Source organism: Streptomyces sp. NPDC059452, from assembly GCF_042750035.1.
Lineage (GTDB): Bacteria > Actinomycetota > Actinomycetes > Streptomycetales > Streptomycetaceae > Streptomyces.
In genome coordinates this window covers 77,990-103,736 of sequence record NZ_JBHYVE010000025.1, presented here as the reverse complement: position 1 = coordinate 103,736, position 25,747 = coordinate 77,990, and the positions used below count along the sequence as shown (strand labels likewise).

At 73.2% G+C, this 25,747-nt stretch carries 10 protein-coding genes; 5 read left to right on the top strand and 5 right to left on the bottom strand.

The features are described 5' to 3' along the window. Nucleotides 1-9 precede the first annotated feature (9 nt). Entirely contained in the window at nucleotides 10-1,002 is a 993-nt protein-coding gene (locus tag ACFW9Z_RS28140) for an aldo/keto reductase (protein ID WP_384645380.1), read from the top strand. A gap of 31 nt (nucleotides 1,003-1,033) precedes the next feature. Here ACFW9Z_RS28140 and ACFW9Z_RS28135 read toward each other — a convergent pair whose 3' ends face one another. The 3 genes from ACFW9Z_RS28135 to ACFW9Z_RS28125 all read right to left on the bottom strand — a co-directional run bounded on the left by ACFW9Z_RS28135 (nucleotide 1,034) and on the right by ACFW9Z_RS28125 (nucleotide 3,815). Further along, complete coding sequence (locus tag ACFW9Z_RS28135; protein WP_384645412.1) at nucleotides 1,034-2,257, bottom strand: serine/threonine-protein kinase; 1,224 nt, start codon at nucleotides 2,255-2,257, stop codon at nucleotides 1,034-1,036. 251 nt (nucleotides 2,258-2,508) lie between these two features. Further along, nucleotides 2,509-3,219 carry an HAD family hydrolase gene (locus ACFW9Z_RS28130; protein ID WP_384645379.1) on the bottom strand — a complete coding sequence of 237 codons (711 nt, stop codon included), beginning with the start codon at nucleotides 3,217-3,219 and terminating at the stop codon, nucleotides 2,509-2,511. A gap of 110 nt (nucleotides 3,220-3,329) precedes the next feature. Beyond that, the gene (locus ACFW9Z_RS28125) at nucleotides 3,330-3,815 is read right to left on the bottom strand and encodes an Lrp/AsnC family transcriptional regulator (protein ID WP_384645378.1); all 486 of its coding nucleotides are present in this window, start codon (nucleotides 3,813-3,815) and stop codon (nucleotides 3,330-3,332) included. A gap of 214 nt (nucleotides 3,816-4,029) precedes the next feature. Here ACFW9Z_RS28125 and ACFW9Z_RS28120 point away from each other — a divergent pair, with 214 nt between their 5' ends. After that, nucleotides 4,030-4,410, top strand: coding sequence for a hypothetical protein (locus ACFW9Z_RS28120; protein ID WP_384645376.1), 381 nt, complete (start codon nucleotides 4,030-4,032; stop codon nucleotides 4,408-4,410). Between the two features lie 238 nt (nucleotides 4,411-4,648). Then, entirely contained in the window at nucleotides 4,649-6,154 is a 1,506-nt protein-coding gene (locus ACFW9Z_RS28115; protein ID WP_384645375.1) for an FUSC family protein, read from the top strand. 77 nt (nucleotides 6,155-6,231) lie between these two features. Here ACFW9Z_RS28115 and ACFW9Z_RS28110 read toward each other — a convergent pair whose 3' ends face one another. Then, nucleotides 6,232-7,809, bottom strand: a complete 1,578-nt coding sequence (locus ACFW9Z_RS28110) for a long-chain fatty acid--CoA ligase (protein ID WP_384645374.1) — start codon at nucleotides 7,807-7,809, stop codon at nucleotides 6,232-6,234. Nucleotides 7,810-7,816: 7 nt separating this feature from the next. After that, nucleotides 7,817-9,379, bottom strand: a complete 1,563-nt coding sequence (locus ACFW9Z_RS28105) for a class I adenylate-forming enzyme family protein (protein WP_384645373.1) — start codon at nucleotides 9,377-9,379, stop codon at nucleotides 7,817-7,819. 212 nt (nucleotides 9,380-9,591) lie between these two features. Between ACFW9Z_RS28105 and hemA the strand changes: the two genes are divergently transcribed. Together hemA and ACFW9Z_RS28095 are read left to right on the top strand one after the other, a co-directional pair. After that, complete coding sequence (gene hemA, locus ACFW9Z_RS28100) at nucleotides 9,592-10,836, top strand: 5-aminolevulinate synthase (protein WP_384645372.1); 1,245 nt, start codon at nucleotides 9,592-9,594, stop codon at nucleotides 10,834-10,836. A 297-nt stretch (nucleotides 10,837-11,133) separates the two neighbouring features. Continuing rightward, nucleotides 11,134-25,731 carry a type I polyketide synthase gene (locus ACFW9Z_RS28095; protein ID WP_384645371.1) on the top strand — a complete coding sequence of 4,866 codons (14,598 nt, stop codon included), beginning with the start codon at nucleotides 11,134-11,136 and terminating at the stop codon, nucleotides 25,729-25,731. Nucleotides 25,732-25,747: the final 16 nt, after the last annotated feature.

Here is a 25,747-nt window from a genome sequence, read left to right as displayed (position 1 = left end):
CGGAATAGCATGATCCTCATGGAACAGCGCACACTCGGCAGGACCGGCCGTGACGTCTCGGTCGTCGGACAGGGCACCTGGCAGCTCGGCGGGGACTGGGGAGAGGTCGAGGAGAGCGACGCCTTCGACGTCCTCGACGCGGCCGTCGCCTCCGGCGTCACCTTCTTCGACACCGCGGACGTGTACGGAGACGGCCGCAGCGAACAGCTCATCGGCCGCTACCTCAAGAACCGCCCGGACGCGGACGTCCTCGTCGCCACCAAGATGGGCCGGCGCGCCGACCAGGTGGCGGAGAACTACGTCCTGGACAACTTCCGTACCTGGAACGACCGTTCCCGCGCCAATCTCGGGACCGACACGCTCGACCTCGTACAACTGCACTGTCCGCCCAGCGCCGTCTACTCCTCCGACGCCGTGTACGACGCCCTGGACACCCTGGTCGACGAGCAGCGCATCGCCGCCTACGCGGTGAGCGTCGAGACCTGCGCCGAGGCGCTCACGGCCATCGCCCGGCCGGGCGTCGCGAGCGTGCAGATCATCCTCAACCCGTTCCGCCTCAAGCCCCTGGACGAGGTCCTTCCGGCGGCGGCAGCGGCGGGAGTCGGCATCATCGCGCGGGTCCCGCTCGCCTCGGGGCTGCTCTCCGGCACGTACACCAAGGACACGGTCTTCGGCCCCGACGACCACCGTACGTACAACCGCCGCGGTGAGGCGTTCGACCAGGGCGAGACGTTCTCCGGCATCGACTTCGCGACCGGTGTCGCCGCGGCCGCCGAGTTCGCCGAACTGGCCCCCGAGGGCGCCACCCCCGCGCAGACCGCGCTCCGCTGGATCATCCAGCAGCCCGGCGTCACCAGCGTGATCCCCGGCGCACGCTCGGTGGCACAGGCCCGCGCCAACGCGGCTGCCGCTTCCCTGCCGCCGCTGCCGCAGTCCACGCTGGACGCCGTACGGGAGCTGTACGACCGGTCGATCCGCCCGGAGGTCCACGACCGCTGGTGACCGGCGGCCGGGCGGCGGGACGCGGCGGGACTCAGTCGTCGTCCCGCTCGTCGTCCTCCTGGTCGTCCTGCTCCCGCTGCTCCCCGTCCTGCTGCTCCTGCCCCTGCCCCTGGTTCTGTCCCTGCTCCTGGTTCTGTCCCTGTCCGTCCTCGTTGACGTCCTGCGAGGCCGGGCCGGAGGAGGAGCCGGGATCGGGGGTGTCGGCGGAGCTGGAGTCCGGCGAGAACAGGATCATCCCCAGATACACGGCCGCCAGGAACGTCGCCGTACCCGCGATGGCGCTCGCCACCCTCGGACGCCGACGGATCGCCTCACGCGTACTGCGGCGGCGGGCCGGGGCGGACCGGGACGTGGTGTTCCGTCTTCGGCCCGTGGGCTGCGGAAGCCGGTACGTCGGCGGGGCGGGCGGGACCGCCGGGGCCGAGGGGGAAGGGGCGGGCGAGGGCGCCCGGCGGCTGCGCGGTGCGGGCGTCTGCACCGGGAGGGGCTCCGCGCGGCCGCGCCAGGCGTCGGTGCGGAACCAGTCGGAGACCTGCTGCGCGGTGGGCCGCTCCTCGGGCTTCTTGGCCAGCAGCCCGAGGAGGTACGAGTCGAAGGCCGCCGAGATGTCCACGCCCCGCTGCCGCAGCGGGACCGGCGGGGTGTCGACGTGCTGGTACAGCGTGGCGGTCGCCGTGTCGGACGTGAACGGCGGATCCCCCAGCAGGAGTTGATAGACGACGCAGCCCAGCGAGTACATGTCGGACGCGGAGTCGGCGGTACGTCCCAGAGCCCGCTCGGGGGCCAGGTAGAGGCTGGTGCCCACGATGTGCCCGGCCGTCGTCAGCGCGGTCGAGGGGTCGTCGACGAACTGGGCGATGCCGAAGTCACCGATCTTCACCGAACCGTCCGCGTCCAGCATCAGGTTGCCCGGCTTGATGTCCCGGTGGACGATGCCCTGGCGGTGCGCGGCGGCGAGACCGGCCGCCGCCTGGCCCGCGATCCGCGCGACCTGCTCGGGGTGGACCCGCTCCTGGGAGGCGAGCAGATCACCGAGGCTCTGGCCCTCGACCAGCTCCATCACCAGGAAGAACCGGTCCTCCCAGGCCCCGAAGTCGAAGACGGCCACCAGATGAGGGTGGCTCAGCCGGGCGGCGGTCTGGGCCTCCAGCCGGAACCGGGCGGTGGACGAGGCGTCCGCCTGGTCCCCCAGCAGCAGCTTCACGGCCACGGCGCGGCCCAGCACCTCGTCCGCGGCGCGCCACACCTCACCCATGCCGCCGCGGCCGATGGGGGATATCAACCGGTACCGACCAGCTACCAGCACCTGTTCACCTAACTCGAATCGTGGCCCGCTCCGACTGCCGGTCCACCGCGCCTCGGCTTGCCCCCTGAGGAGTCCGGCACGGCGGAGTGAACGACATGATCAGGATATCGGTCCGCAGGGCGGCCCATGCCCCGACGGCCCTCCGGCGCCGCGGGGCTGACGGTCCGGCACGTCCAGGAGCGCGTACCGGTCGCGGCGGATCAGACCGCCGGTGCCGAGCCGTTCCGCAGCCAGCCGTACGCGGCCTCGGCCGTGAACGCGGACTGCCCCTCCGCGAACAGCAGACCGGCGGCCTTGAACGCCGGGTCGGAGGCGGTCGCGGGCACATAGGGGACGGCGATGCAGCGCATCCCGGCCGCGTGTGCGGCGGCGGCCCCCGGAGGTGCGTCCTCCAGCACCACGCACCGGGCCGGCTCCGCCCCCATCCGCCGGGCCGTCTCCAGGAACACGTCGGGCTCCGGCTTGCCGTGCGCGACCTCCTCGGCGGAGACGTACAGGGGGATGTACGCGTCAAGGCCCGTGACCGCGAGCACCGCCTCGATCGCGGCCCTGGAGGAGCCGGAGGCCACCGCCATCGGAACCCCGTCGGCGTGCAGCCGCTCCACGAAGACCCGCATCTGCCCGAACACCTCGGTGGAGGCCCCTGCCAGCTCCAGATACAGCGCGTTCTTCCCGGCGAGCAGTTCGTCCACCGGGGCGTCGATCCCGTACTCGGCACGCAGGGTGGCCAGGGTCTCGCGTGTGCCGATGCCGATGAAGCGGGTGTGGTCGTCCCAGCCGAAGTCCGTCACGCCGTACCGGGCGAGCAGTCGGCGCCCCGCCTCGTAGTAGTTGGGTTCGCTGTCCACCAGTGTTCCGTCGAGGTCGAAGATCACGTGAGGGGTGGGTCGCGAGGTCATGGGCTCCAGCATGCCGCAACGAGCCCGCCCGCCCGGTTCGGCCGGCCCGGCCACCCCTTGCCCGTCCGGCCACCCTTTGCCCGGTCGGTTCGGTCGGCCCGGCCACCCCTTGCCCGGCCGGTTCAGTCGGCCCGGCTCCCGGCCGCCCGCCCCACGGCCTCGACCAGCGGCAGCACCCGGTGGGCCACCCGCTCGCGCAGTGCCACGTCCGTCCGGGTCCGTACGACGCCCGGCAGCTGGATCAGCCGCTGGATCACGTCCTCCAGGTGCCCGTTGTCCCGGGCCACGACCCGGGTCAGCAGATCCCCGCCGCCGGTGGTCGAGAACGCCTCGATGATCTCGGGCACCGCCGCCAGCGCGTCGCCGACCTCCACCAGATGCCCCTGGGTGACCTCCAGGTGGACGAAGGCGAGGACGGGGTGGCCGAGGGCGGCGGGGGAGAGGACCGGCCCGGTCCCGGTGATCACACCGTCCCGCTCCAGCCGGTCGAGCCGCGCCTGCAAGGTGCCGCGGGCCACCCCGAGGATGCGGGCGTACTCCCGCACGCTGGTACGCGGCTGCTCGATCAGCAGACGCAGGATCCGGGTGTCGAGAGCGTCCACGGCCATGGTCCGTCGGTCTCCTTCTGGTCCTTCCGGTCCCTGCGATGCCACTGTGACTGTACCGATGGCACAGCACCGCGCGAGCGGGGGCAAAGGCTCTTGGCGGCTCGTGTGCGATGTGTGAAGATCGCGTGGCGGCGGCGGACCGGTGTGACCGGTGGCGGCCTGTGGCGGCGGTCATCGTGATGGTCGCGCGGGGGCGAGGGCGGGGAACTTTCACATGCGCATACCTACTTTTCTCATCATCATTCCGTTTCTCCTGAGCGCCGTGCTGTTCGCGGCGGCGGAGTACCGGGACCGGAAGGCGGTGAACGCGGGCGCGCCGAAGGCCGAAAAAGGCCTTCTTCCGATCCGCTGGGTGTCCGTGGCTGTCATCGTGCTCGCGTCCGTCGCCGGAACGGCCCTCGGCGGATACGTGGGTGACGGGTTCCATGTGGTCGCCTTCGTGGTGAGCCCCTGTTGGTCCTTCCTCCCCCTGTTCGCGGTCACGAGGTTCCTGGGCCGGGTGCCCGGCACGGCGGCGGTCCTGGCGCTCGGGCTCTCCGCCGGTGTCTTCTCCTTCCTGTTCGCGGTCTCCTTGAAGGCGGTCTCCTTGGAGTAGGCCGGGCCGGTCCGAAGCAGGCCCGGGCCGGGAGCCCCGGCCTTCGGTGGTCCGATGGCCCCCTCCTGGCCGACAGGGCGAGGAAGGGGCTGTGCCATTGGCACAGGTTTTTCCTCATCGTTTGATCCACGGGCTCCCTGGATGCTCTGATACTCATGTCGATGGCGCTGCGGATCTCCGCGGCGCCTTTTTCATGCGGAGAGCGCGGATCCTCGCGGAGACGCGGAAAGGGCACAGTGTGCTGAAGAGGGTGTTCGTGGCACCGGACCCGGGACGGGTACGGCTGCGGTCCGCCGGCCGGGCCGTCATCGGGGTCGCGCTCGCGGTCGCGCTGTGCGGACTCGTCGGCCACTCGCTCGGCGCGGCCATCACCGGCGGTCTCGCGGCGCTGCTCGCCCTTTTCACGGTGACCGACACGACGGTCCGGCAGCAGATGGTCACCACCGCGCTGCTCCCCGTCGCCGGGCTCCCGGTCCTCGCCGTCGCCGCCCTCCTGCACGACCAGCCCGTCGCCCGCGACCTGGTCTTCCTCACCGTCACGGGCGTGGGCGTCTACGCCCGGCGCTGGGGGCCGCGCGGGAACGCGCTGGGGATCTTCGCGTTCATGATGTTCTTCATCGCCCAGTTCCTGCACGCCACGCCCACTCAGTTGCCCGGACTCTTCGCCGCTGTCGTCCTCGCCCTGTTGGCTTCATCGGCGGTTCGGTTCGGTCTGTGGTGCTTCGAACGCCGCTCTCCGGCCACGGTTGCGCCCGCTCCGGCAGGAGGGCGAGGTCTGGAGCGTGCGACCACCCGCCAGGCGATGCAGGCGACTGTGGCGTGCGGGTTCGCTCTGGGGGCGGGGCAGGTGCTGTCGCAGGATCGCTGGTACTGGGCGGTGGGCACCGCCTGGTGGATCTTCGTGAACACCACGTCGCGGGGCGAGACCCTGGTGCGGGGTTTCCGCCGGGTCGTGGGCACGGTCCTGGGGATTCCCGCCGGGCTGCTCATCGCCATTCCCCTCCAGGGAAACCTCACGGGCACGGCGGTCCTGGTGGCGGTATGCGTCTTCGGGATCTTCTACACAGCCGCGGTGTCGTACTCCTGGATGATCTTCGCCGTCACATTGATGGTCTCCCTCCTCTACGGCCTGCTCGGAGTCCTGAACCCCGGACTCCTCGTGCTGCGGCTGGCGGAGACCGGGGTCGGGGCGCTGGGGGCCGCCCTCGCGGTGCTGCTGGTCCTTCCCGTGACCACGCACGCGACGACCCATTCCTGGATCCAGCGCGCACTGAGCTGTGTCCACGCGTGCACCGCCCAGGCCGCCGCGCGTATGGCCGGCACCCCGGGCGCCGACCCGGAGCCGCACATCGCCGAGCTCGAACTTCTGCTGGGGCGGGTACGGCTCTCCCTCGCACCCCTGGTCCACCCGCTCAATCCGTTTCGCGCCCGCAAGGCCCGCGCCCGCAGGGTGCTGGCCCTGCTCGACGACTGTGCCCGTGAGGTGCGCAGCCTGGCCCTCGCCGCCGCCGACCCCGACGCCTCGCACGACGCCCGCCTCGCGGCCGCCTGCTGGCGGGTCCAGTCCGCGGTCGAGGCCCTCACCGCGCCCCGGCCCGGCACGGTCCCGGCAGCGCCCGTCCACCCGCATCGCTCCACCGCGGCCGAGCCCGCCCTCGCCCACCTCCACGGTCTGGAACGTGCCCTCGCCGAACTTGCCAGCCCGCTCAGCCACGCTCCTTACGCGGCGTCGACGAACTCGTGAAGTCGGCAAGCTCCTGAACCGGGGCGGAGGACAGGGCCCCCGACCGATCGAGCTCGGACTCGGGCTCGGGCTCGCGCTCAGCGCGGGCGTGGCGGGCCGTCCTGCGGCTTGTCCGGATCCGCCGGGCTCAGCCGCGCGACCAGCTCCCGTTTGAGCACCTTGCCGCTGGGGCCGAGGGGGAAGGCGTCCACGAACTCCACCCGGCGCGGGTATTTGTACGGTGCCATCCGCTCCCTGCTCCAGGCGACGATCTCGGCGCCCAGGGCCGGGCCCGGCGCCGTGCCGGGGCGGGCCCTCACCACCGCGCACACCTCCTCGCCGTGGACGGGGTGGGGGAGCCCGACGACGGCTGCCTGGGCGATCGCCGGGTGGCGGGCCAGGACGTCCTCCACCTCGCGCGGGTAGACGTTGTACCCGCCGCGCAGCACCACGTCCTTCTTGCGGTCGACGACGGACAGATAGCCCTCGTCGTCCTTGACGCCGAGGTCGCCCGAGCGGAACCAGCCGTCCACGATGGCCTCGGCGGTCGCCTCCGGCCGGTTCAGGTAGCCGGCCATCACGTTGTGCCCCCGGATGACGATCTCCCCCACCTCGCCGACGGGCAGCAGCTCGATCCTCCCCTCCACCTCGGCTCGGGCGATCTCGACCTCGACGCCCCAGATCGGCCGGCCCACCGTGCCCGGTCTGAGCGGCCACGCCTTCTGGTTGTAGGCCACCACCGGAGACGTCTCGGTCAGTCCGTACCCTTCGAGGACCGGGCAGCCGAACGCCTCCCGGAACGCGTCCAGGACCGCCACCGGCAGCGCGGCGCCGCCGGAGAACGCGCGGTCGAGCGCGGGCCTGCGCGGGTCGGCGCGGGCGGCGTCGAGGAGTGCCGTGTACATCGTCGGGACCCCCATGAACACGGTGCAGCCCTCCCGCACCATGAGGTCCAGCGCGCCCGGCCCGTCGAACCGGGGCATCAGCACCAGGGTCGCCCCCGCCCGGAAGCAGGTGTTCATACCGCAGATCTGGCCGAAGGTGTGGAACAGCGGCAGACAGCCGAGCAGGACGTCGTCCTCGGTGAAGTCGAACGGCGACAGCATGGTCGTGTCGACGTTCATCACCACGTTGAGATGGGTGAGCAGGGCGCCCTTGGGGCGCCCGGTGGTGCCGGAGGTGTAGAGGATCACCGCGATGTCCTCGGGGGTGCGCGGCACCTGACGGTCGATCGGGGTGCTCCGCGCAGCGAGCGCGTCCAGCCGTGGCGCGGAGGACCTCTCCTTTTCCATGACGGTGAGTACGGGCGTGCCGACGACCTCCGCCGCCCTGCCGCCCTCGGCCAGGAGCGGGGCGGCGCAGATCAGCGCCGCCGCCCCGGAGTCCTTGAGGACGTACGCGATCTCGTCCGCCCGGAGCAGGGCGTGGACCGGGACCGCGATCGCGCCGAGCGCGAGCACACCGAAGTAGGCCGACGGGAAGTGCGGTGTGCTGGGCAGCAGCAGCGCCACCCTGTCGTCGGGGCCGATGCCCCGCGCGCGCAGCGCCGCCGCGTACCTCCGTGCCTCGTCCCACAGTTCGCGGTAGGTGATCTTCCGCGTACCGGACACGACCGCCGGGTGCTCCGGTCGCCGTAGCGCGGACTCGGCGAGTATGGACGCCACGGAGAGGGTCACGGGGGTTTCACCCGCTCGCTTCCACGGCGAGGCGTGCCTTGTCCGGTTTGCCGACGCCGGTCAGGGGCAGCGTGGAGCGGATGTGGATCCGTGCGGGAACGTGCTTGGGCGAGATGGTGGCCCGGATGTGTTCCGCCAGTCCGCCGGGGTCGGCCGTGCCCGGTTCGCGCAGCACCACGGCGGCGTGCAGGTGCTCGATCCGGTCCTGGTCCCGGACGCAGAAGACGGCGGCCTGTACGACAGCGGGATGGGCCAGGAGGGCGTTCTCCACGGTCACCGGATGGATCTTGATGCCATTGGTCTTGATCACCTCGCCGATCCGGCCGCGCAGGTGAAGGTAGCCGTCACCGTCGACGGAGCCGAGGTCACCGGTGTGCACCCAGCCGTCCTGTACGGTCCGGGCGGTGAGCTCGGGCTCGGCCACGTACTCACTCATCGTGAACGGCGACCGTACGCAGACCTCGCCGGTCTCGCCGGGCGGCAGGTCGCGGTGGTCGTCGGGATCGGTGATCCGGACCCAGCCGGGCATCGGCCGGCCGACCGTGACCCGCAGCCGGGCATCGAGGTGCTCGGCGGGCGAGAGCATGCTGACGAAGCCCGCCTCGCTGGTGGCGTACACCTGGATCAGCACATCGCCGAAGACCTTGACCGCCTCGCCCAGGCGCTCGGGGGACGCGGGGGAGCCCACGTACGTGACCATCCGGAGGCCGGCCAGGTCGGTCGAGCCCACCTCCGGATGGTCCATGAGCAGGTACAGCTGGGGAGGGGAGAGCAGCATCCGGGTGATCCCGTACCGCTCGACGCAGCGCAGCGCGTCTCCCGGGTCGAAGCCGTCCCGCAGGACCACCGAGCCACCGGATGCGAGTGAGTCGTCGGCCGTGGCGCCGCTGGAGTGGCTCAGCGGCAGGCAGGCCAGATAGACCGACCGCCAGCCCATCTGGAGTCCGGCGGAGATGAAACCGTTGCGGGCCCGGAAGTCGAAGGCGATGCCCTTCGGCTCACCGGTCGTCCCGCTCGTGTACGTCACCACCGCCGTCCGGTCGAGTCCGATCCCGACGGCGTCCGCATCCAGCGCGTCCGGGTCCCCGGCCGTCAGGTCCAGGACATCGGGGCCGAGATCGCCCAGGGCGACGAGGGCGAGCGGAGTGTCCAGCCGCTCGCGCAGCTCACGGGCGGTCGCGACGGTCTCCGCGTCGACGGCCAGGTACGTCGCACCGGTCTCCCGGAGGATCTTGAGCTTGGCGTCGGCGGCCAGGTGGTCCGCCGGGTCGACCGCGTTGGTGGTGTGCAGATGGACCACCGTGGCCCCGACCAGATTCGCGGCGTACCGCAGGACCAGGGTCGGGCCGGTGTTGGTGACGGTCAGGATGGCGACCACGGTCCCGTCGGTCCCGTCGGCCCCGTCGTCGGTCCCGTTGGAGTGCCGGTGCAGGGCCTGCGCGGCTGACCGGACCAGGGTGGTCAGCTCCGCCGCGGTGAGCGTCCTGTCGCGCCAGGACAGGACGACTTTCTCCGGTTCTGCGGAGATTACCTCAAGGATCTGGCTGACATACGTTTCGTTCGACGGCATAGGAAACTCCAGTGGTGCCGTGTCGAGGAATTTCCGCAGAGCCTACAACACGCAGATCGGGTATTACCAGGAGAGTGAATTGAAGGAACGGATGTGCGGGAGGCCTTGAATTGTCGCAGCCCGCGCCATCGAAGTGATATTCCGCCCTGAGACAATACCCTCTACCGGTTCGGCCCCCGCATCGGCTTAAGTCTTCGGAGAAAAGGGTCGTCATGAACCATTACCTGGAACTCTTCTCACGGCATATGGGGGAAGGTGGGTCACCGGAGGCGAAACGGGAGTTTCTTGAGATCGGCCGGGTCGCCGGGAAGTTTCCGGCGGCCCGGAGCGTGCGGGACGGGGTCGCCTCGGAGATCAGTGTCTGGTGCAGCAACGACTACCTGGGAATGGGCCAGCACCCGCTGGTACTGGCGGCGACCCGGGAGGCCCTCGACGAGTACGGCGCGGGCTCGGGCGGCTCCCGGAACATCGGCGGGACCAACCACTACCACGTGCTGCTGGAAAAGGAACTGGCAGATCTGCACGGCAAGGCGGACGCCCTTCTCTTCACCTCCGGGTACACCGCCAACGACGGAGCCCTCACGGTCCTCGCCGGCCGGCTGGGGAACTGCGTCGTCTTCTCCGACGAGATGAACCACGCCTCGATCATCGACGGACTCCGCCACAGCGGCGCCGAGAAACACATTTTCCGCCACAACGACACGGCACATCTGGAAGAGCTGATATCCGCCACCGACCCCGACCGGCCGAAGATGATCGTCATGGAGTCGGTCTATTCGATGGGAGGTGATATCGCCCCGCTCGCCGAGATCGCCCGGATCGCCCGCAAGCACGGCGCGATGACCTTCCTCGACGAGGTTCACGCGGTCGGGATGTACGGGCCGGAGGGAGCCGGTATCGCCGCGAGCCTGGGCCTCGCGGACGAGTTCACCGTCATCATGGGAACACTCGCCAAGGGATTCGGCACCACCGGCGGATACATCGCCGGTCCCGCCGATCTGGTCGACGCGGTGCGCGGCCTGTCCCGCTCCTTCATCTTCACCACCGCCCTGCCACCGGCGGTCGTGGCAGGCGCGCTCGCCGCGGTCCGGCACCTGCGCACCTCGGACGAGGAACGCGACCGGCTCCGCGAGAACGCGCGGCTGACGCACCGGCTGCTCACGGAACACGGCATCCCCTTCGTCTCCGACGGGTCCCACATCGTCTCGATCTTCGTCGGGGACGACGCGCTCGCCCGGCGGATCTCCGCCCTGCTGCTGGCACGCCATGGCATCTACGTACAGGCGATCAACGCGCCGAGCGTCCGCGCGGGCCAGGAGATCCTCAGGAGCGCACCCGGCGCCGTCCACGAGCCCGCGGAGGTCGAGGAGTTCGTCGCGGCACTGGACGGGATCTGGCGGGAACTGGGGGTGACGCGAGCTCCTGGCCCGCACCGGTCGCCCGGAACGGACGGCTGACCCGCCCCACGGGTTGCGCGTGGCTCCTCCGCTGCTCCGCGACCTGCCCCACGCGGAGCGCGCGGCTGGCTCTTCCGCCGCTCCCCACCCCGCCCGCTCCCCGTACCCGCATCCTGTCGCGGCCTGCGATATCGGGCCGCTATGCGACGTCGGCAAGATCGACGTCGCAGGTCTGGTGGCGGTACCCGTCGGCCATGACGAAGGCGTACCGGCCGACGCGCGACCCGTGGGAGCGGGCACCCCGCCACCGCCCGGTGACTGATGGTCCTGCTCGCCGTGAAGGAGTCCGAAAACACGATGGCGCACCCCGACGGTACGGAAGCACCGCTGCTGTGGACACTGGCCGGCAGCGGCAAGGAGTCGCTGGCGGCCGGCGCGCGCGGCCTGCACGCGTACCTGGCCGGTCGTGACGACTGGAGCCCCCAGGACATCGCGCTCACCCTCGCGCGCACCGCCTCCGAGGGGAGCCGGCGGGCGGCACTGGTGGCGGACGGCCGTGACGGATTCCTGCGCCGGCTGGACGCGCTCGCCGAGGGCAGGAGCATGCCCGGTCTGGTGGAGGGCGCCGCCGGGGCCGACCGCCGGGTCGCCTTCGTGTTTCCCGGACAGGGCGCGCAATGGCCCCGGATGGCGGTGGACCTGCTGGACACCTCCACGGTGTTCCGCGACCGGATGGACGCGTGCGCGCAGGCCCTGGAACCCTTCGTCGACTGGTCGCCCATCGACGTGCTCCGCGCCCCGGACGCGCCGGGCGCACCTGCCGGGGACCGGGCCGACGTGGTGCAGCCCCTGTTGTTCGCCGTGACGGTGTCGCTCGCCGAACTGTGGCGCTCCCACGGTGTGGAACCGGCTGCCGTGCTCGGGCACAGCGTCGGCGAGGTCACCGCCGCCGCGGTCTCCGGCGCGCTGTCCCTGGACGACTCCGCGCGGGTGGTGGCCCTGTGGAGCCAGGCCCAGGCGACCCTGGCCGGGCAGGGCGACATGGTCTCCGTCATGGCCCCGGCCGACGAGGTCGAGCCGAGGCTGCGCCGCTGGGAGGGCCGCCTCGTCGTCGCCGCGCACAACGGCCCGCGCTCCGTGATCGTCTCCGGCGACCGCGACGCCGCCGCCGAACTCCTCGCCGACCTGGCCGCCGACGCGGTGCACGCCCGGCGGATCGCCGTGGGCCTGGCCGCCCATTCCCCCCACATCGACGCGATCATCCCCCGGATGCGCGCCGATCTCGCCCCGATCCGCCCCCGTACGCCGCAGCTGCCGTACTACTCCGGACTGACCGGCGGACGACTGGACGCCCCGGCACTGGACGCCGACTACTGGTGCCGCAACCTCCGCAACACGGTCAGGTTCCACCAGGCGGCCGGGGCCCTGCTGCGGGACGGACACGGCGTCCTGCTGGAGGTCAGCCCGCACACCGTGCTGACCTCCGCCCTCACGGACTGCGTGGAGGAACACGGCGCGCAGACCGCCGTCCTCGGGACGCTGCGCCGGGACCAGGACGGTCCGGGCCGGTTCCTGACCTCGCTCGGTGACCTGTACGTGCACGGTGTCACCCCGGAACGGGAAGCGCTGTCCGCCCCGGAGCACGCCATGGTGCGGGACCTCCCGGCGGCTGTCCTGGCGGCGCTCTCGGAGACCGGCCCGGCGGCGGACGCGAACGGGCCGGACGGCACGGGCGGTGACGGGGATGCCGCCACCGCGTTCCATGCGGAGCTGGCCGGAATGGACGTACGGGAGCGGCGCGCCGCGCTGGCACGGCTGGTGGGCGAGGAGATCGCCGCACTGACCGGGCGGTCCGACCCCGTCCCCGCCGAACTGGCCTTCCTCGACCTGGGATTCGACTCCGTCACCGCCGTGGAGCTGCGCAACCGGCTGAGCGCGGCGACGGCGCTGCGCATCCCGGCGACGGTCGTCTTCGACTGCCCGACCCCGGAGGCCCTGACCGCGTACCTCTGCGCCGAGATCAGCGGCGACCGGCCCGACGCGGACCCGGACCCGGACGCGGCCGATCCGGTGCGGCGGCCCGTGGACGACGACCCCGTGGTGATCGTCGGGATGGGCTGCCGCTACCCCGGCGGTGTCGGCAGCCCCGACGAACTCTGGGAGCTGGTGTCGGCAGGCGCCGACGCCGTCTCCGCGCTGCCCGACGACCGGGGCTGGGACACCGCCGGACGGTACGACCCCGCACCGGGGACGCCGGGCCGGTACTACCAGCGGGAGGCGGGTTCGCTCGCCGGTGCGGCCGATTTCGACGCGGAGTTCTTCGGTATCTCGCCGCGCGAGGCGGCGGCGATGGACCCCCAGCAGCGGCTGCTGCTGGAGACGACCTGGGAAGTCCTGGAGCGGGCCGGGATCGATCCCGCCACCCTGCGGCGGACCCCGACGGGCGTCTACGTCGGCGCGATGACCATGGACTACGGCCCCCCTCTCGAACAGGGCGCCGACGAGGGCGGCCACCTGCTGACCGGCAACACCGGAAGCGTCGCGTCGGGCCGACTGGCCTACACCCTCGGTCTGGAGGGGGCGGCGGTCACCGTGGACACGGCGTGCTCGTCCTCGCTGGTGGCCTTACACCTCGCGGTACGGGCGCTGCGGTCGGGCGAATGCTCGCTGGCCCTGGCAGGCGGCGCGACCGTGATGTCCACGATCGGCATGCTCGTGGAGTTCAGCCGTCAGGGCGGTCTGGCCCCGGACGGCCGCTGCAAGGCATTCGCGGCAGCCGCCGACGGCTTCGGCCTGGCCGAGGGCGTGGGGATGCTGCTGCTGGAGCGCTTGTCGGACGCGCGGCGCCATGGGCATCCGGTGCTGGCGGTGGTACGGGGTTCGGCCACGAACCAGGACGGTGCGAGCAACGGTCTGACGGCGCCGAGCGGTCCGTCCCAACAGCGGGTGATCCGTGCGGCGTTGGCCGATGCGGGGGTGTCGGCGTCGGACGTGGACGTGGTGGAGGCGCACGGTACGGGGACGAGACTGGGTGACCCGATCGAGGCGCAGGCGCTGCTGGCCACGTACGGGCGGAGCCGTCCGGCGGACCGGCCGGTGTGGATCGGCTCGCTGAAGTCCAACATCGGCCATACCCAGGCCGCGGCGGGTGTGGGCGGTGTCATCAAGTCGGTGCTGGCGATGCGGCACGGGGTGATGCCGAAGACGCTGCATGTGGACGGTCCGACGCCTGAGGTGGACTGGTCGGCGGGGGCGGGGCGGTTGCTGACGGAGTCCCGTACGTGGGACGACGCGGGCCGTCCGCGCCGGGCGGGTGTGTCCTCCTTCGGCATCAGCGGGACCAACGCTCACGTGATCCTGGAGTCCGCCCCGGCCGAGGCTCCGGCCGGGGCGGTGGAGGATGCTCGGCGTCCTGGGGCGGTGGTGTGGCCGGTGTCGGCGCGCAGCGCGGAGGCTCTGCGGGCGCAGGCGGGCGCGTTGGCGGCGCGGGTGGTGGCGGAGCCTGGGCTCGATGTGGCGGACGTGGGGTACTCGCTGGCGGTGGGGCGCGCGTCGTTCGAGCACCGTGCGGTGGTGGTGGGCGGGGACCGGAGTGAGCTGCTCGGCGGGGTGAAGGCGCTGGCGGAGGGGCGGTCGGCACCGGGGTCGGGGCTGGTTTCGGGTCGTTCGGTGTTGGTGTTTCCGGGTCAGGGTTCGCAGTGGGTGGGGATGGCTGCGGAGTTGTTGGGTGGGTCGGAGGTGTTCGCGGGGCGGATGGGTGAGTGCGAACGGGCTCTGGGGCCTTACGTCGATTGGTCGTTGACGGAGGCGTTGGGTTCTGAGGAGTTGTTGGGGCGGGTTGATGTGGTGCAGCCGGTGTTGTGGGCGGTGATGGTGTCGTTGGCGGAGGTGTGGCGGTCGTTCGGTGTGGCTGTGGATGGGGTGGTGGGTCATTCGCAGGGTGAGGTTGCTGCGGCGTGTGTGGCGGGTGGTTTGAGTTTGGAGGACGGGGCGCGGGTGGTGGCGTTGCGTTCTCGTGCGGTGGGGGTGTTGGCGGGGCGTGGTGGTATGGCGTCGGTGCCGTTGCCGTGTGATGGGGTGCGTGAGCGGCTGGGTGTGTGGGCTGGTCGGTTGTCGGTTGCGGCGGTCAACGGGCCTTCTTCGACAGTGGTTTCGGGTGATGCGGATGCGGTTGCCGGGCTCGTGGAGGAGCTCAACGGTGAGGGTGTGCGGGCCCGTCGTGTCGAGGTGGATTACGCGTCGCACTCCTCGCATGTGGAGGAGATCCGTGAGCGGTTGCTCGCTGATCTGAAGGACATCACCCCGCGTTCGGGTGCGGTGCCGTTCTATTCGAGCGTGACCGGTGGGCTGTTGGACACGAAGGCCCTGGATGCCGAGTACTGGTACCGGAATCTGCGGGAGACGGTCGAGTTCGAGCAGGCGACGGGGACGCTCTTGGGGGAGGGGTTCCGGTTCTTCATCGAGGCAAGTCCGCACCCGGTGCTGGGTGTTGCGGTGGGGGAGTCGGCTGAGGCCGCTGGTGTGGAGGCTGCGACGCTCGGGACCTTGCGGCGTGATGAGGGTGGTCCGGAGCAGGTGTTGCGTGCGGTGGGGCGTGCGTGGGAGCGGGGGTTGGGGGTCGACTGGTCGGGGGCGTTCCCGGGAGCGCGGCGGGTCCAGTTGCCGACGTACGCCTTCCAGCGGCGGCGCTACTGGCTGACGGCCCCCGCCGCCGTCCCGGCCGCCCCCGCCGAGGACCGCTGGGACGATCTGGAATCACAGGACCCCGCCCAGCTCGCCGAGACCCTCGGGGTCGGCCGTGCGGCCCTGGACGAAGTCCTGCCTGCCCTGGCCACCTGGCGCTCTGTCAGAAGCCGTGAACGGAGGGCGGATTCCTGGCGCTACCACGTTGCCTGGGCACCTCTGTCGGTCGCGCCTGCGGACGGCCTCGCCGGTCGCTGGCTCGCCCTGCGTCCCGAGGGCGACGAGGCGTCGGCCGTCCTGGACACCCTCGGCGAGGCCGGAGCCGGCCTCCTCCCGTGCGTCGTCGCCGATCCGGGCGCGACCCGCGAACAACTGGCCGCTCTGCTCACGGAGACCGTCGGGGAGCAGCCGATCGCCGGAGTGCTCTCCCTGCTGTCCTGGGAGGAGCGCCCCCATCCCGACCACCCCGACCTGCCCGGCGGTCCGGCGCTGACCCTCGCGCTGGCCCAGGCGCTGGAGGACGCGGGCATCGACGCCCGGCTCTGGACGCTGACGAAGGGAACGGCGGTCCTCGGCGGCGCGGAGCGGCCCGGGCACGTCGGTCAGGCCGCGTCCGCCGCCCTGGGCCGGACGCTGGCGCTGGAGCACCCGCACCGCCGGGGCGGTCTGATCGACCTGCCCGAGGTGCTGGACGCACGGGCCGCCCGCCGCCTGTGCGCGGTGCTCGCGGGAGCCGTGGCCGATGAGGAACAGGTGGCGGTGCGCTCCACCGGGGTCCATGGGCGCCGCCTCCGGCCCGCCCCATCCCCCGTACTACCGAAGGCCGGTGAAGGGGGCGCGGTCGGCCGGGCACGTACGCGCCCGTCGTGGCAGGGTACGGTCCTCGTCACCGGCGGCACCGGTGGCGTCGGCTCGCACACGGCGCGCTGGCTCGCGGGCCAGGGCGCGGAGCGGCTGCTGCTGGTCAGCCGTCGTGGCGCCGACGCACCCGGTACGGACGCGCTGCGAGCCGAACTGACGGCGCTGGGCGCCGAAGTGGCCTTCGCGGCCTGCGACATCGCCGACCCGGCCGCACTGGCGGCACTGGTCGCCGACATCCCGGCGCGATACCCGCTGTCCGCCGTCATCCACGCGGCGGGCGTCCTCGACGACGGTGTGCTCGACGCGCTGGACCCCGCGCGGCTCGCCGTGGTGCTGCGCGCCAAGCTGACCACCGCACGCAACCTGCACGAGGCCACCGCGGATCTCGACCTGTCGGCCTTCGTGGTGTTCTCGTCGGTGATGGGCGTCGTGGGCAACGCCGGGCAGGGCAACTACGCGGCCGCCAACGCCGCCGTCGACGCACTCGTCGCCGCCCGCCGGGCGGCCGGGCTGCCCGGCACGTCCGTGGCCTGGGGAGCCTGGGCCGGGCCGGGCATGCTGGCGGACGAAGTCGCCGCGCGGCTGCGGGACTTCGGCATGCCGGTGATGGAGCCCGAGACGGCCGTCACCGCGATCGGCCGGGCACTCGCGGAGGATGACACGCTGGTCGTGGTCGCCGATGTCGACTGGCGGCGCTTCACCACGGGCCTGGGCCTGCGGTCCGCCGCCCTGCTCGACGGGATACCGGACCCGGCTGCCGCGAACCTGGCCCCCGGCAACCCCGTACCGTCGGCGGCCCGGGAAGGCGGTGGCTCCGCCGACGCCCTGCGGCAGCGGATCGCCGTACTGCCGCGCCACGAGGACCGGGTCAGGGCCCTCACCGAACTGGTACGCACCCACGCGGCGACGGTCCTGCGCCACCCCGACGCCGACGCGGTCCAGCCCGGAAAGGCGTTCTCCGCGCTCGGCTTCGATTCGCTGACGGCGGTCGAGCTGCGCAACCGGCTCGCCGCCGCCACCGGACTGGCCCTGCCCGCCGCCGTCCTGTTCGACCACCCCACGCCGTCGGCACTGGCCGACCGGCTGCTCGCGGACCTGGACCTGGGCCTTGACCTGGACTTGGACCTGCCGGACGCGGCGAGCGACACCGCCGGGTCCGCCCGCCCCGTCGGCACCGGGGCGAGCCGGGCGGCGGAGCCCGGCAGCGGCGAGCCGATCGCGATCGTCGGCATGGGCTGCCGCTTCCCCGGCGGGGTCGTACGGCCCGAGGACTTCTGGCACCTGGTCTCGAAGGGCATCGACGCCGTCGGCGCCTGGCCGTCGAACCGGGGCTGGGACACCGAGGGGCTGTACGACCCCGACCCCGACCGCGCCGGTACGACGTACAGCAGGCAGGGTGGCTTCCTGCACGATGTCCCCGAGTTCGACGCGGAGTTCTTCGGCATCTCGCCGCGCGAGGCGCTGGCCATGGACCCCCAGCAGCGGCTGCTCCTGGAAACCGCCTGGGAGGCGGTCGAGGGCGCCGGGCAGGACCCGACCGCGCTGAAGGACCGGCAGGTCGGCGTCTACATCGGTACCAACGGCCAGGACTACTCCGCGCTGCTGGAGGGTGCCGAGGGGATCTCCGAGGGCCATCTGCTGACCGGGAACACGGCCAGCGTGCTGTCGGGGCGGCTGTCCTACGTCCTCGGCCTCCAGGGGCCCGCGCTCACCGTCGACACCGCGTGCTCCTCGTCGCTGGTGGCGCTGCACCTGGCCGTGCAGGCACTGCGGCGCGGCGACTGCGAACAGGCCCTCGCGGGCGGGGTGTCGGTGATGAGCACCCCGCGGCTCTTCGTGGAGTTCAGCCGTCAGCGCGGGCTCGCCGCCGACGGACGGTGCAAGGCGTTCTCGGCGGAGGCGGACGGTACGGGCTGGGGCGAGGGCGCCGGGGTGCTGCTGCTGGAGCGCCACAGCGACGCCCTGCGCCACGGCCACCCCGTCCTCGCGCTGATCAGCGGCACCGCCGTGAACCAGGACGGCGCCAGCAACGGGCTCACCGCCCCCAACGGCCCGTCCCAGCAGCAGGTCATCCGCGCCGCCCTGGCCGACGCCGCGCTGCGAGCCGACCAGATCGACGCGATCGAGGCCCACGGTACGGGTACGAGGCTCGGCGACCCCATCGAGGCGCAGGCGCTCCAGGCCGTCCACGGACCGGCGCGCCCGGCGGACCGCCCGCTGTGGCTCGGCTCGGTGAAGTCGAACATCGGGCACACCCAGGCGGCGGCCGGGGTGGCCGGGGTGATGAAGATGGTGCTGGCCATCCGCCACGGCGAACTGCCGGGAACCCTGCACGCCGGGACGCCCAGCCCCCACGTCGACTGGTCCGGCGGTGGCATCCGCCTGCTCACCGTGCGTACGCCGTGGCCGGAGACGGGGAGCCCGCGTCGGGCGGGCGTGTCGTCGTTCGGCATCAGCGGCACCAACGCGCACGTGATCATCGAGCAGGCGCCCGCCATCGCGGTCGTGCCTGCCCTGGAGCGGGTCGATGCCTCGGACCGGGTCGACGCTCTGGTCCGGGTCGATGCTCCGGACGTGCCCACCTCGGACGCCGCCGCCTCGGACACCGCCGCCGCCATGGCCATCGCGGCGGTCACCGCCACCCCCACCGCCCGCCGTACCGGCCCGCCCGTGCCGCTGCTGCTCTCGGCCAGGACCCCCGAGGCCTTGCGGGCGCAGGCCGGCCGGCTGGTGAGCCGGCTCGATGCCGACCCGGACCTCGAACTGGCGGACGTCGCCTACTCGCTCGCCACGGGACGAGCCCCGCTCGAACACCGGGCCGCCGTGCTGGGACGGGACCGGGCGGCCGTCCGGCGCTCGCTCACCGCGCTCGCGCGCGGCACGTCGGCGGGCCGACTGCTCACCGGCGGCGCCGTACGCTCCGGCCGGACCGCCTTCCTCTTCCCGGGACAGGGCAGCCAGCGGGCCGGAGCGGGCGCGGAGCTCTACCGTGACGACCCGGTGTTCGCCGACGCCCTCGACGAGGTGCTGACCGGCCTGGACCCGCACCTCGATCTCCGCCTGCGCGACATCCTGTTCGCCGGGCCCGGAACGCCCGGTGCGGATCTGCTCGACCGCACCCGGTACACCCAGCCCGCGCTGTTCGCCCTGGAGACGGCGCTGTTCCGGCTCGTACGGCACTGGGGGGTGCGGCCCGACCTGCTGATGGGGCACTCCATCGGCGAACTCGCCGCCGCCCACGCGGCGGGCGTGCTGGACCTGCCCGACGCCTGCGCGCTGGTGGCGGCCCGGGGACGGCTGATGGACGAACTGCCCGAGGGCGGGGCGATGGTGGCGGTGGAGGCCACCGAGGACGAGGTGCGCCAGGCCCTGCTGGACGACCGCACCGGGCACCCCGCCCAGGACCGGGACGCGGACCCGGGCCGGGACCCGGATCAGGACGCGGTGGACATCGCCGCCGTCAACGGGCCCACCTCGGTGGTCCTGTCCGGTGACGCGGACGCGGTGCACCGCCTGGCCGAGGCGTTCCGCTCCCGGGGGCGGCGGATCCGGCGCCTGAGCGTGAGCCACGCGTTCCACTCCGCCCGGATGGACGGGATGCTCGACGCGTTCCGGGACGTGGCCGAGTCGCTGACGTACCACGCTCCCGGCATCGAGATCGTCTCCAACCTGACCGGGCGTACGGCCACGGCAGAGGAGCTCCGCTCCCCCGATCACTGGGTACGCCACGTCCGGGACACCGTGCGCTTCCTGGAAGGGGCCCGTCGGCTGCGGGCCGAGGGCGCGACGACGTACCTCGAACTCGGACCGGGCGGCGTCCTGTCCGGCATGCTCCACGCCTGCCTCTCCGACCCCGACCCCGCCTCTGCCCCCACTCCCACCTCCGCCCCCACCTCCGCTCCTGACCCCGGCGACACCGGGACGGTGCCGCTGCTGCGCGACGGCCGCGGTGAGCCGGACGCGGTCCGTACCGCACTCGCCTCGCTGCACCTGCGCGGCGTACCGGTGGACTGGTCGGCGGGCTGGAGCGGCACCGACGTACGGCGGGTCGATCTGCCCACCTACGCGTTCCAGCGCAGGCGCTTCTGGCCGGAAGCCGCTCCGGACCCGGCCCCCGCCGCCTGGCGCCGCCGGGGAACCACAGTCCCCGCCGGTCCCCGCCACTACCGCATCGCATGGGAGCCGCTCACCGTACCGGCGGAGCCCCGCCTCTCCGGTCGCTGGCTGCTCGTCACCCCGGACGGGCCCGGCGCCGAGGACACCGTACTTGCCTGTGAACAGGCCCTCGCCGGACACGGCGCCGATGTGGTCGTGATCCGGGTCGGGGCCGCCGTCGAACGCGCTGAACTGGCCTCGTTGCTGCCGGAGTTCGGCGTACTGGAGGGCGTTCTGTCCCTGCTGGCCCTGGCCGAGGGACCCCACCCGGGCACGCGGACGCCCGACGCCTGCCTGACCGGCACCCTGCTGCTGCTCCAGGCACTGGGTGACAGCGGTATCGACGCACCCCTGTGGTGCGCCACCCGTGGCGCGGTGGCGGCCGACGGAACGGAGGAGGTCCGCCCCGAGCAGGCCCAGGTGTGGGGCCTGGGCCGGGTGGCGGCACTGGAGCACCCGCTGCGCTGGGGCGGCCTGGTCGACCTGCCGGAGCTGCTGGACGGGCCCGCACTGGACGGGCTGTGCGCGGTGCTGGCCGGACAGGACGGCGAGGACCAGGTGGCCGTACGTACGCCGGTACCGCTGGGCCGCCGGCTCGTGCCCGCGCCTGAGCCCGCGACCCCCGCGCCCGCACCGTGGACGGCGCGCGGCACGGTCCTCGTCACCGGCGGCACCGGCGGCCTCGGCGCCCAGGTGGCGCGCTGGCTCGCGGAGCGCGGGGCGGAACACCTCGTCCTCCTCAGCCGACGGGGCCCCAAGGCCCCCGGAGCCGACGGGCTGACCGACGCTCTGGCGGCGCTCGGTGCCCGAAGTACCCTGCTGGCCTGCGACGTTGCCGTCCGCGCCGCGCTGGAACGGGTCCTGGAGCAATTGCGCGAGGCGGGCGACACCGTACGGGCCGTGGTGCACACCGCTGGACTCACCTCGGACACCGCGCTGATGGACTGCACGCCCGAGGAACTGGCCCGGCGTACGGCGGCCAAGACGCGCGGCGCGGCTCACCTCGACGCCCTGTTCGCAGGCCAACCCCTGGACGCCTTCGTGCTGTTCTCCTCGATCTCGGGTACCTGGGGCAGCGGCGGCCAGGGCGCCTACGCGGCGGCCAACGCCTACCTGGACGGCCTCGCCGCCGCGAGGCGCGGCCGGGGCCTGACGGCGACCTCGGTGGCCTGGGGCCCCTGGGCCGGTGCGGGCATGGCGGCAGGAGCCGTGGGCGAAGGACTGCGCCGCCACGGGCTGGTGCCGATGGCCCCCGAGGCGGCGCTCTCCGCGCTCGGCCGGGCGCTCGCCCTGGACGAGGGCGAACCGGTCGTCGCCGAGCTGGACTGGAGCCGCTTCGCGCCCACCTTCGGTTCGGTGCGGGACAGCGCGCTGCTGCGCGGCCTGCCGACCGCCCCGGAGCCCCGGGCGGCGGACGCCTCCGCCGGGTCCGGACCCGGTACGGGCGGCGAACCGCCGTGGCGGCACCGGCTGCACCGGCTCTCCGAGCCCGAGGGCCGCAAACTGCTGACGGAGCTGGTCCGGAGCGAAGCGGCCGCCGTGCTGGGCCATGATTCGGCCGCCGGGTTCGCGGCCGACCGCCCGTTCCGTGAGGTCGGCTTCGACTCGCTGACCGCCGTCGAACTCCGCAACCGGCTGGTCGCGGCCACCGCCCTTCCGCTCGCGCTCACCTCCGTATTCGACCACCCGACGGCAGCCGCCCTCGCCGCGCACCTCTACGCGGGGCTGAGCGGCACGGAACCGGACGCCGAGACTGGCATGACCGGTACGGCCGCGACCGACTCCGCGGCCGCCGCCGTCAGCGGCGCGGTCCGGCCCGCGGTGGCCGACGAGCCCCTGGCGATCGTCTCGATGGCCTGCCGATTCCCGGGCGGCGTCCGCTCGCCCGACGACCTGTGGCGGCTGGTGGCCGACGGAGTGGACGCGGTGACCGCGCTGCCCGCCGACCGGGGCTGGTCGCTGGACACCCTCTACGACCCGGACCCCCTGCACCCGGGCACCTTCTACACCACCGGGGGCGGATTCCTGGACGGGGCGGCCGAGTTCGACGCGGAGTTCTTCGGCATCTCCCCGCGTGAAGCACTGGCCATGGACCCCCAACAGCGACTGCTGCTCGAAACCAGCTGGGAGGCGCTGGAGCGGGCGGGACTCGATCCCGCGTCGGTACGCGGCAGCGAGGGCGGCGTCTACGTCGGTGTCGCCGCCCAGGGCTACGGCACCGGCCCGCAGAACCCGTCCGACGAGGTCGAGGGGCACCTCCTCAGCGGCACGGTCACCAGCGTCGCCTCCGGCCGTGTCGCCTACACCCTCGGACTCGGCGGGCCCGCCGTGACCGTGGAGACGGCCTGCTCGTCCTCGCTGGTGGCACTGCACCTGGCCGGTCAGGCACTGCGCGCCGGAGACTGCTCGTTCGCCCTGGTCGGCGGCGCGGCGGTGATGGCGAGCCCGGACGTCTTCGTCGAGTTCAGCCGTCAGCAGGGCCTGTCGCCCGACGGCCGCTGCCGCTCCTTCGCCGAAGGGGCGAACGGTACGGGCTGGGGCGAAGGGGTGGGCGTCCTGCTCGTGGAACGCCTCTCCGACGCGCGCCGCCTCGGGCATCCGGTCCTCGCCCTCGTACGGGGCACCGCAGTGAACCAGGACGGTGCCAGCAACGGCCTCACCGCCCCGAGCGGCCCCGCACAGCAGCGGGTGATCAAGGCCGCGCTGGCCACGGCGGGACTGTCCGGCGCCGACATCGACCTGGTCGAGGCGCACGGCACCGGCACCGTGCTCGGTGACCCCATCGAGGCGCAGGCGCTGCTGGCCACGTACGGTCAGGACCGGCCCGCCGACCGGCCGTTGTGGCTGGGGTCGCTGAAGTCGAACATCGGGCACACCCAGGCCGCCGCCGGGGTCGCCGGGGTCATCAAGACGGTCCTCGCGCTGCGGAACGGTGTGCTCCCCGGCACCCTGCACGCACAGGAGGCGTCCAGCCGGGTGGACTGGTCGGCCGGTGCCGTACGGCTGCTCGCCGACGCCCGCCCCTGGGACGCCCCGGACGGGGACCGGCCGCGCCGGGCCGGAGTCTCCGCGTTCGGCATGAGCGGCACCAACGCCCACGCCGTCCTGGAGGAAGCACCGGCTGCCGACCGCATCTTGAAGGAAGCACCGGCTGCCGACTCCATCTTGAAGGGCGCCCCGGACACCCCGACGCCCCACGGCCCGTACGGCGAACCGGCCGAGGGCACCGGGACCACGGTTCCGTGGCTGCTCTCCGCCATGACCCCCGCCGCCCTGCGCCGACAGGCGCGCCGGCTGGGTGAGCACCTGCGGGCCGACCCCGATGGGGACGCCGCCGGACCGGCCCGCGCGCTCGCCACCACCCGCCCCGCCCTGCCCTTCCGGGCGGCCGCCACCGGCCGCGACCGTGACACGCTCCTCGGCTGGCTGGACGCCCTCGCGGCGGGAGAACCCGCGCCCGACGCCGTACGGGACCGGGCGCGCGGCGGCCGTACGGTCTTCGTCTTCCCCGGCCAGGGCTCGCAGTGGGCCGGTATGGCCGTGGCCGCGCTCGACACCTCCGAGGCGTTCGCCACCGCCATCGCCGACTGTGAACGGGCGCTCGCCCCCCACACCGACTGGTCCCTTACCGAGGTGCTGCGCGGCGCGCCCGGCGCACCGACGCTCGACCGCGTCGACGTCGTCCAGCCGGTGCTCTTCGCCGTGATGGTCGCGCTGGCCGCGCACTGGCGCGAGACCGGGGTCACCCCGGACGCGGTCGTCGGACACAGCCAGGGCGAGATCGCCGCCGCCTGCGTCGCCGGAGCGCTGTCGCTCGACGACGCGGCCCTCGTGGTGGCGTTGCGCAGCCGGGCGCTGCTGAGGCTGGCGGAACGCGGCGGCATGGTGTCGGTCGCCGCCTCCGCCGAGCGGACCACGAGCCTGCTGCCCGTCGGCGGACGCGCGTGCGTGGCCGCGGTGAACGGCCCCGAAGCCGTGGTCGTCGCCGGGGAGCCCCAGGAGCTGGCCGCCCTGCTCGCGGCCTGCGACCGGGAAGGCGTACGGGCCAGGGCGATCCCGGTGGACTACGCGGCCCATTCGGCCCAGGTCGCCGAGATCGAGGACGAACTGCGCGCAGCCCTCGCCGGGATACGCCCCCGGGCCTCGGCCGTCCCGCTCCACTCGACGGTGACCGGCGAACCCGTCGCCGGAGAATCGCTCGACGCCGCCTACTGGTACCGCAACCTGCGCGAGCCGGTCGACTTCGCCGGAGCGACCCGCACCCTGCTGGACGCGGGTCACACCCTGTTCGTCGAGGTCAGCCCACATCCGGTGCTGCTCGCCGGGATCGAGGCGGTGGCCGCGGAGGCCGGGCGGGAGGTGTCGGCGGTCGGGACGCTGCGGCGCGGCGACGGCGGCCGGGACCGGCTGCTGGCCTCCCTGACCGAGGCATGGGCGGCCGGTGGCGGCCCGGTGGACTGGTCGCCCTGGACGGGGACCTCAGGGCCGGATGCCCCGTCCCCCCTCCCACTGCCGACGTACGCCTTCGAGCGCGACCGGTACTGGCTGCCCACACCGGGCCGGACGGCCTCCGCGGCCGCCACCAGGGTGCCGGTGCCGGTGCAGGCCGAGGACACGACGGAGGCCGCGAGCGACGACGACGGCACCCCCGCCGTACGACTGGCCGCCCGGCTGGCCCCGCTGGACCGGCAGGCACGCCGTCAAGCGGTACTCGACCTGGTCATCCGGCACGCGGCGGCGGTCCTCGGCCATTCCGGAGCCGGTCCGGTGCGCCCGGAACGCTCCTTCTCCGAGGTCGGCTTCGACTCGATGCTCGCGGTGCGGTTCAGGAACGCGCTGTGCGAGGCCACCGGGCTGCCCGTCCCGCCGACGGTCGTCTTCGACCACCCGACGCCCGATGCGCTCGCCGACTACCTCGACGCGGAGCTGTCCGCCGCGCCCGAACCGCCCTCGCCACTCCTGGCCGAGCTGGACCGGCTGTCCGCGCTCCTCGCGGCCGTCCCGCCCGGAGCGGCCGACACCGACGCGGTCGGCGCACGGCTGAACGACCTGCTGCGCGGCTGGGGTCGGCGCGTCGGCGTATCGGGCGGCGAGGCACCACCGCCCGGCCCGATGGAAGACACCGCCACGGCGACGGAAACGGCCACGGAATCGGTCACGGAAACGGCGACGAAAACGGCGACGAAAACGGTCACGGAAACGGCGACAGCGGACGAGCTGTTCGCCCTGCTCGACAACGACTTCGGCAACGCCTGAGAGAGAGCTGGCACTG

Bases quoted from the DNA above. Each gene is read 5' to 3' on its own strand.
- ACFW9Z_RS28125 (WP_384645378.1), bottom strand. From the start codon at position 3,815: ATGGCCGTGGACGCTCTCGACACCCGGATCCTGCGTCTGCTGATCGAG.
- ACFW9Z_RS28095 (WP_384645371.1), top strand. From the start codon at position 11,134: ATGGCGCACCCCGACGGTACGGAAGCACCGCTGCTGTGGACACTGGCC.
- ACFW9Z_RS28120 (WP_384645376.1), top strand. From the start codon at position 4,030: ATGCGCATACCTACTTTTCTCATCATCATTCCGTTTCTCCTGAGCGCC.
- ACFW9Z_RS28135 (WP_384645412.1), bottom strand. From the start codon at position 2,257: ATGGGTGAGGTGTGGCGCGCCGCGGACGAGGTGCTGGGCCGCGCCGTG.
- ACFW9Z_RS28105 (WP_384645373.1), bottom strand. From the start codon at position 9,379: ATGCCGTCGAACGAAACGTATGTCAGCCAGATCCTTGAGGTAATCTCC.
- ACFW9Z_RS28130 (WP_384645379.1), bottom strand. From the start codon at position 3,219: ATGCTGGAGCCCATGACCTCGCGACCCACCCCTCACGTGATCTTCGAC.
- ACFW9Z_RS28140 (WP_384645380.1), top strand. From the start codon at position 10: ATGATCCTCATGGAACAGCGCACACTCGGCAGGACCGGCCGTGACGTC.
- hemA (WP_384645372.1), top strand. From the start codon at position 9,592: ATGAACCATTACCTGGAACTCTTCTCACGGCATATGGGGGAAGGTGGG.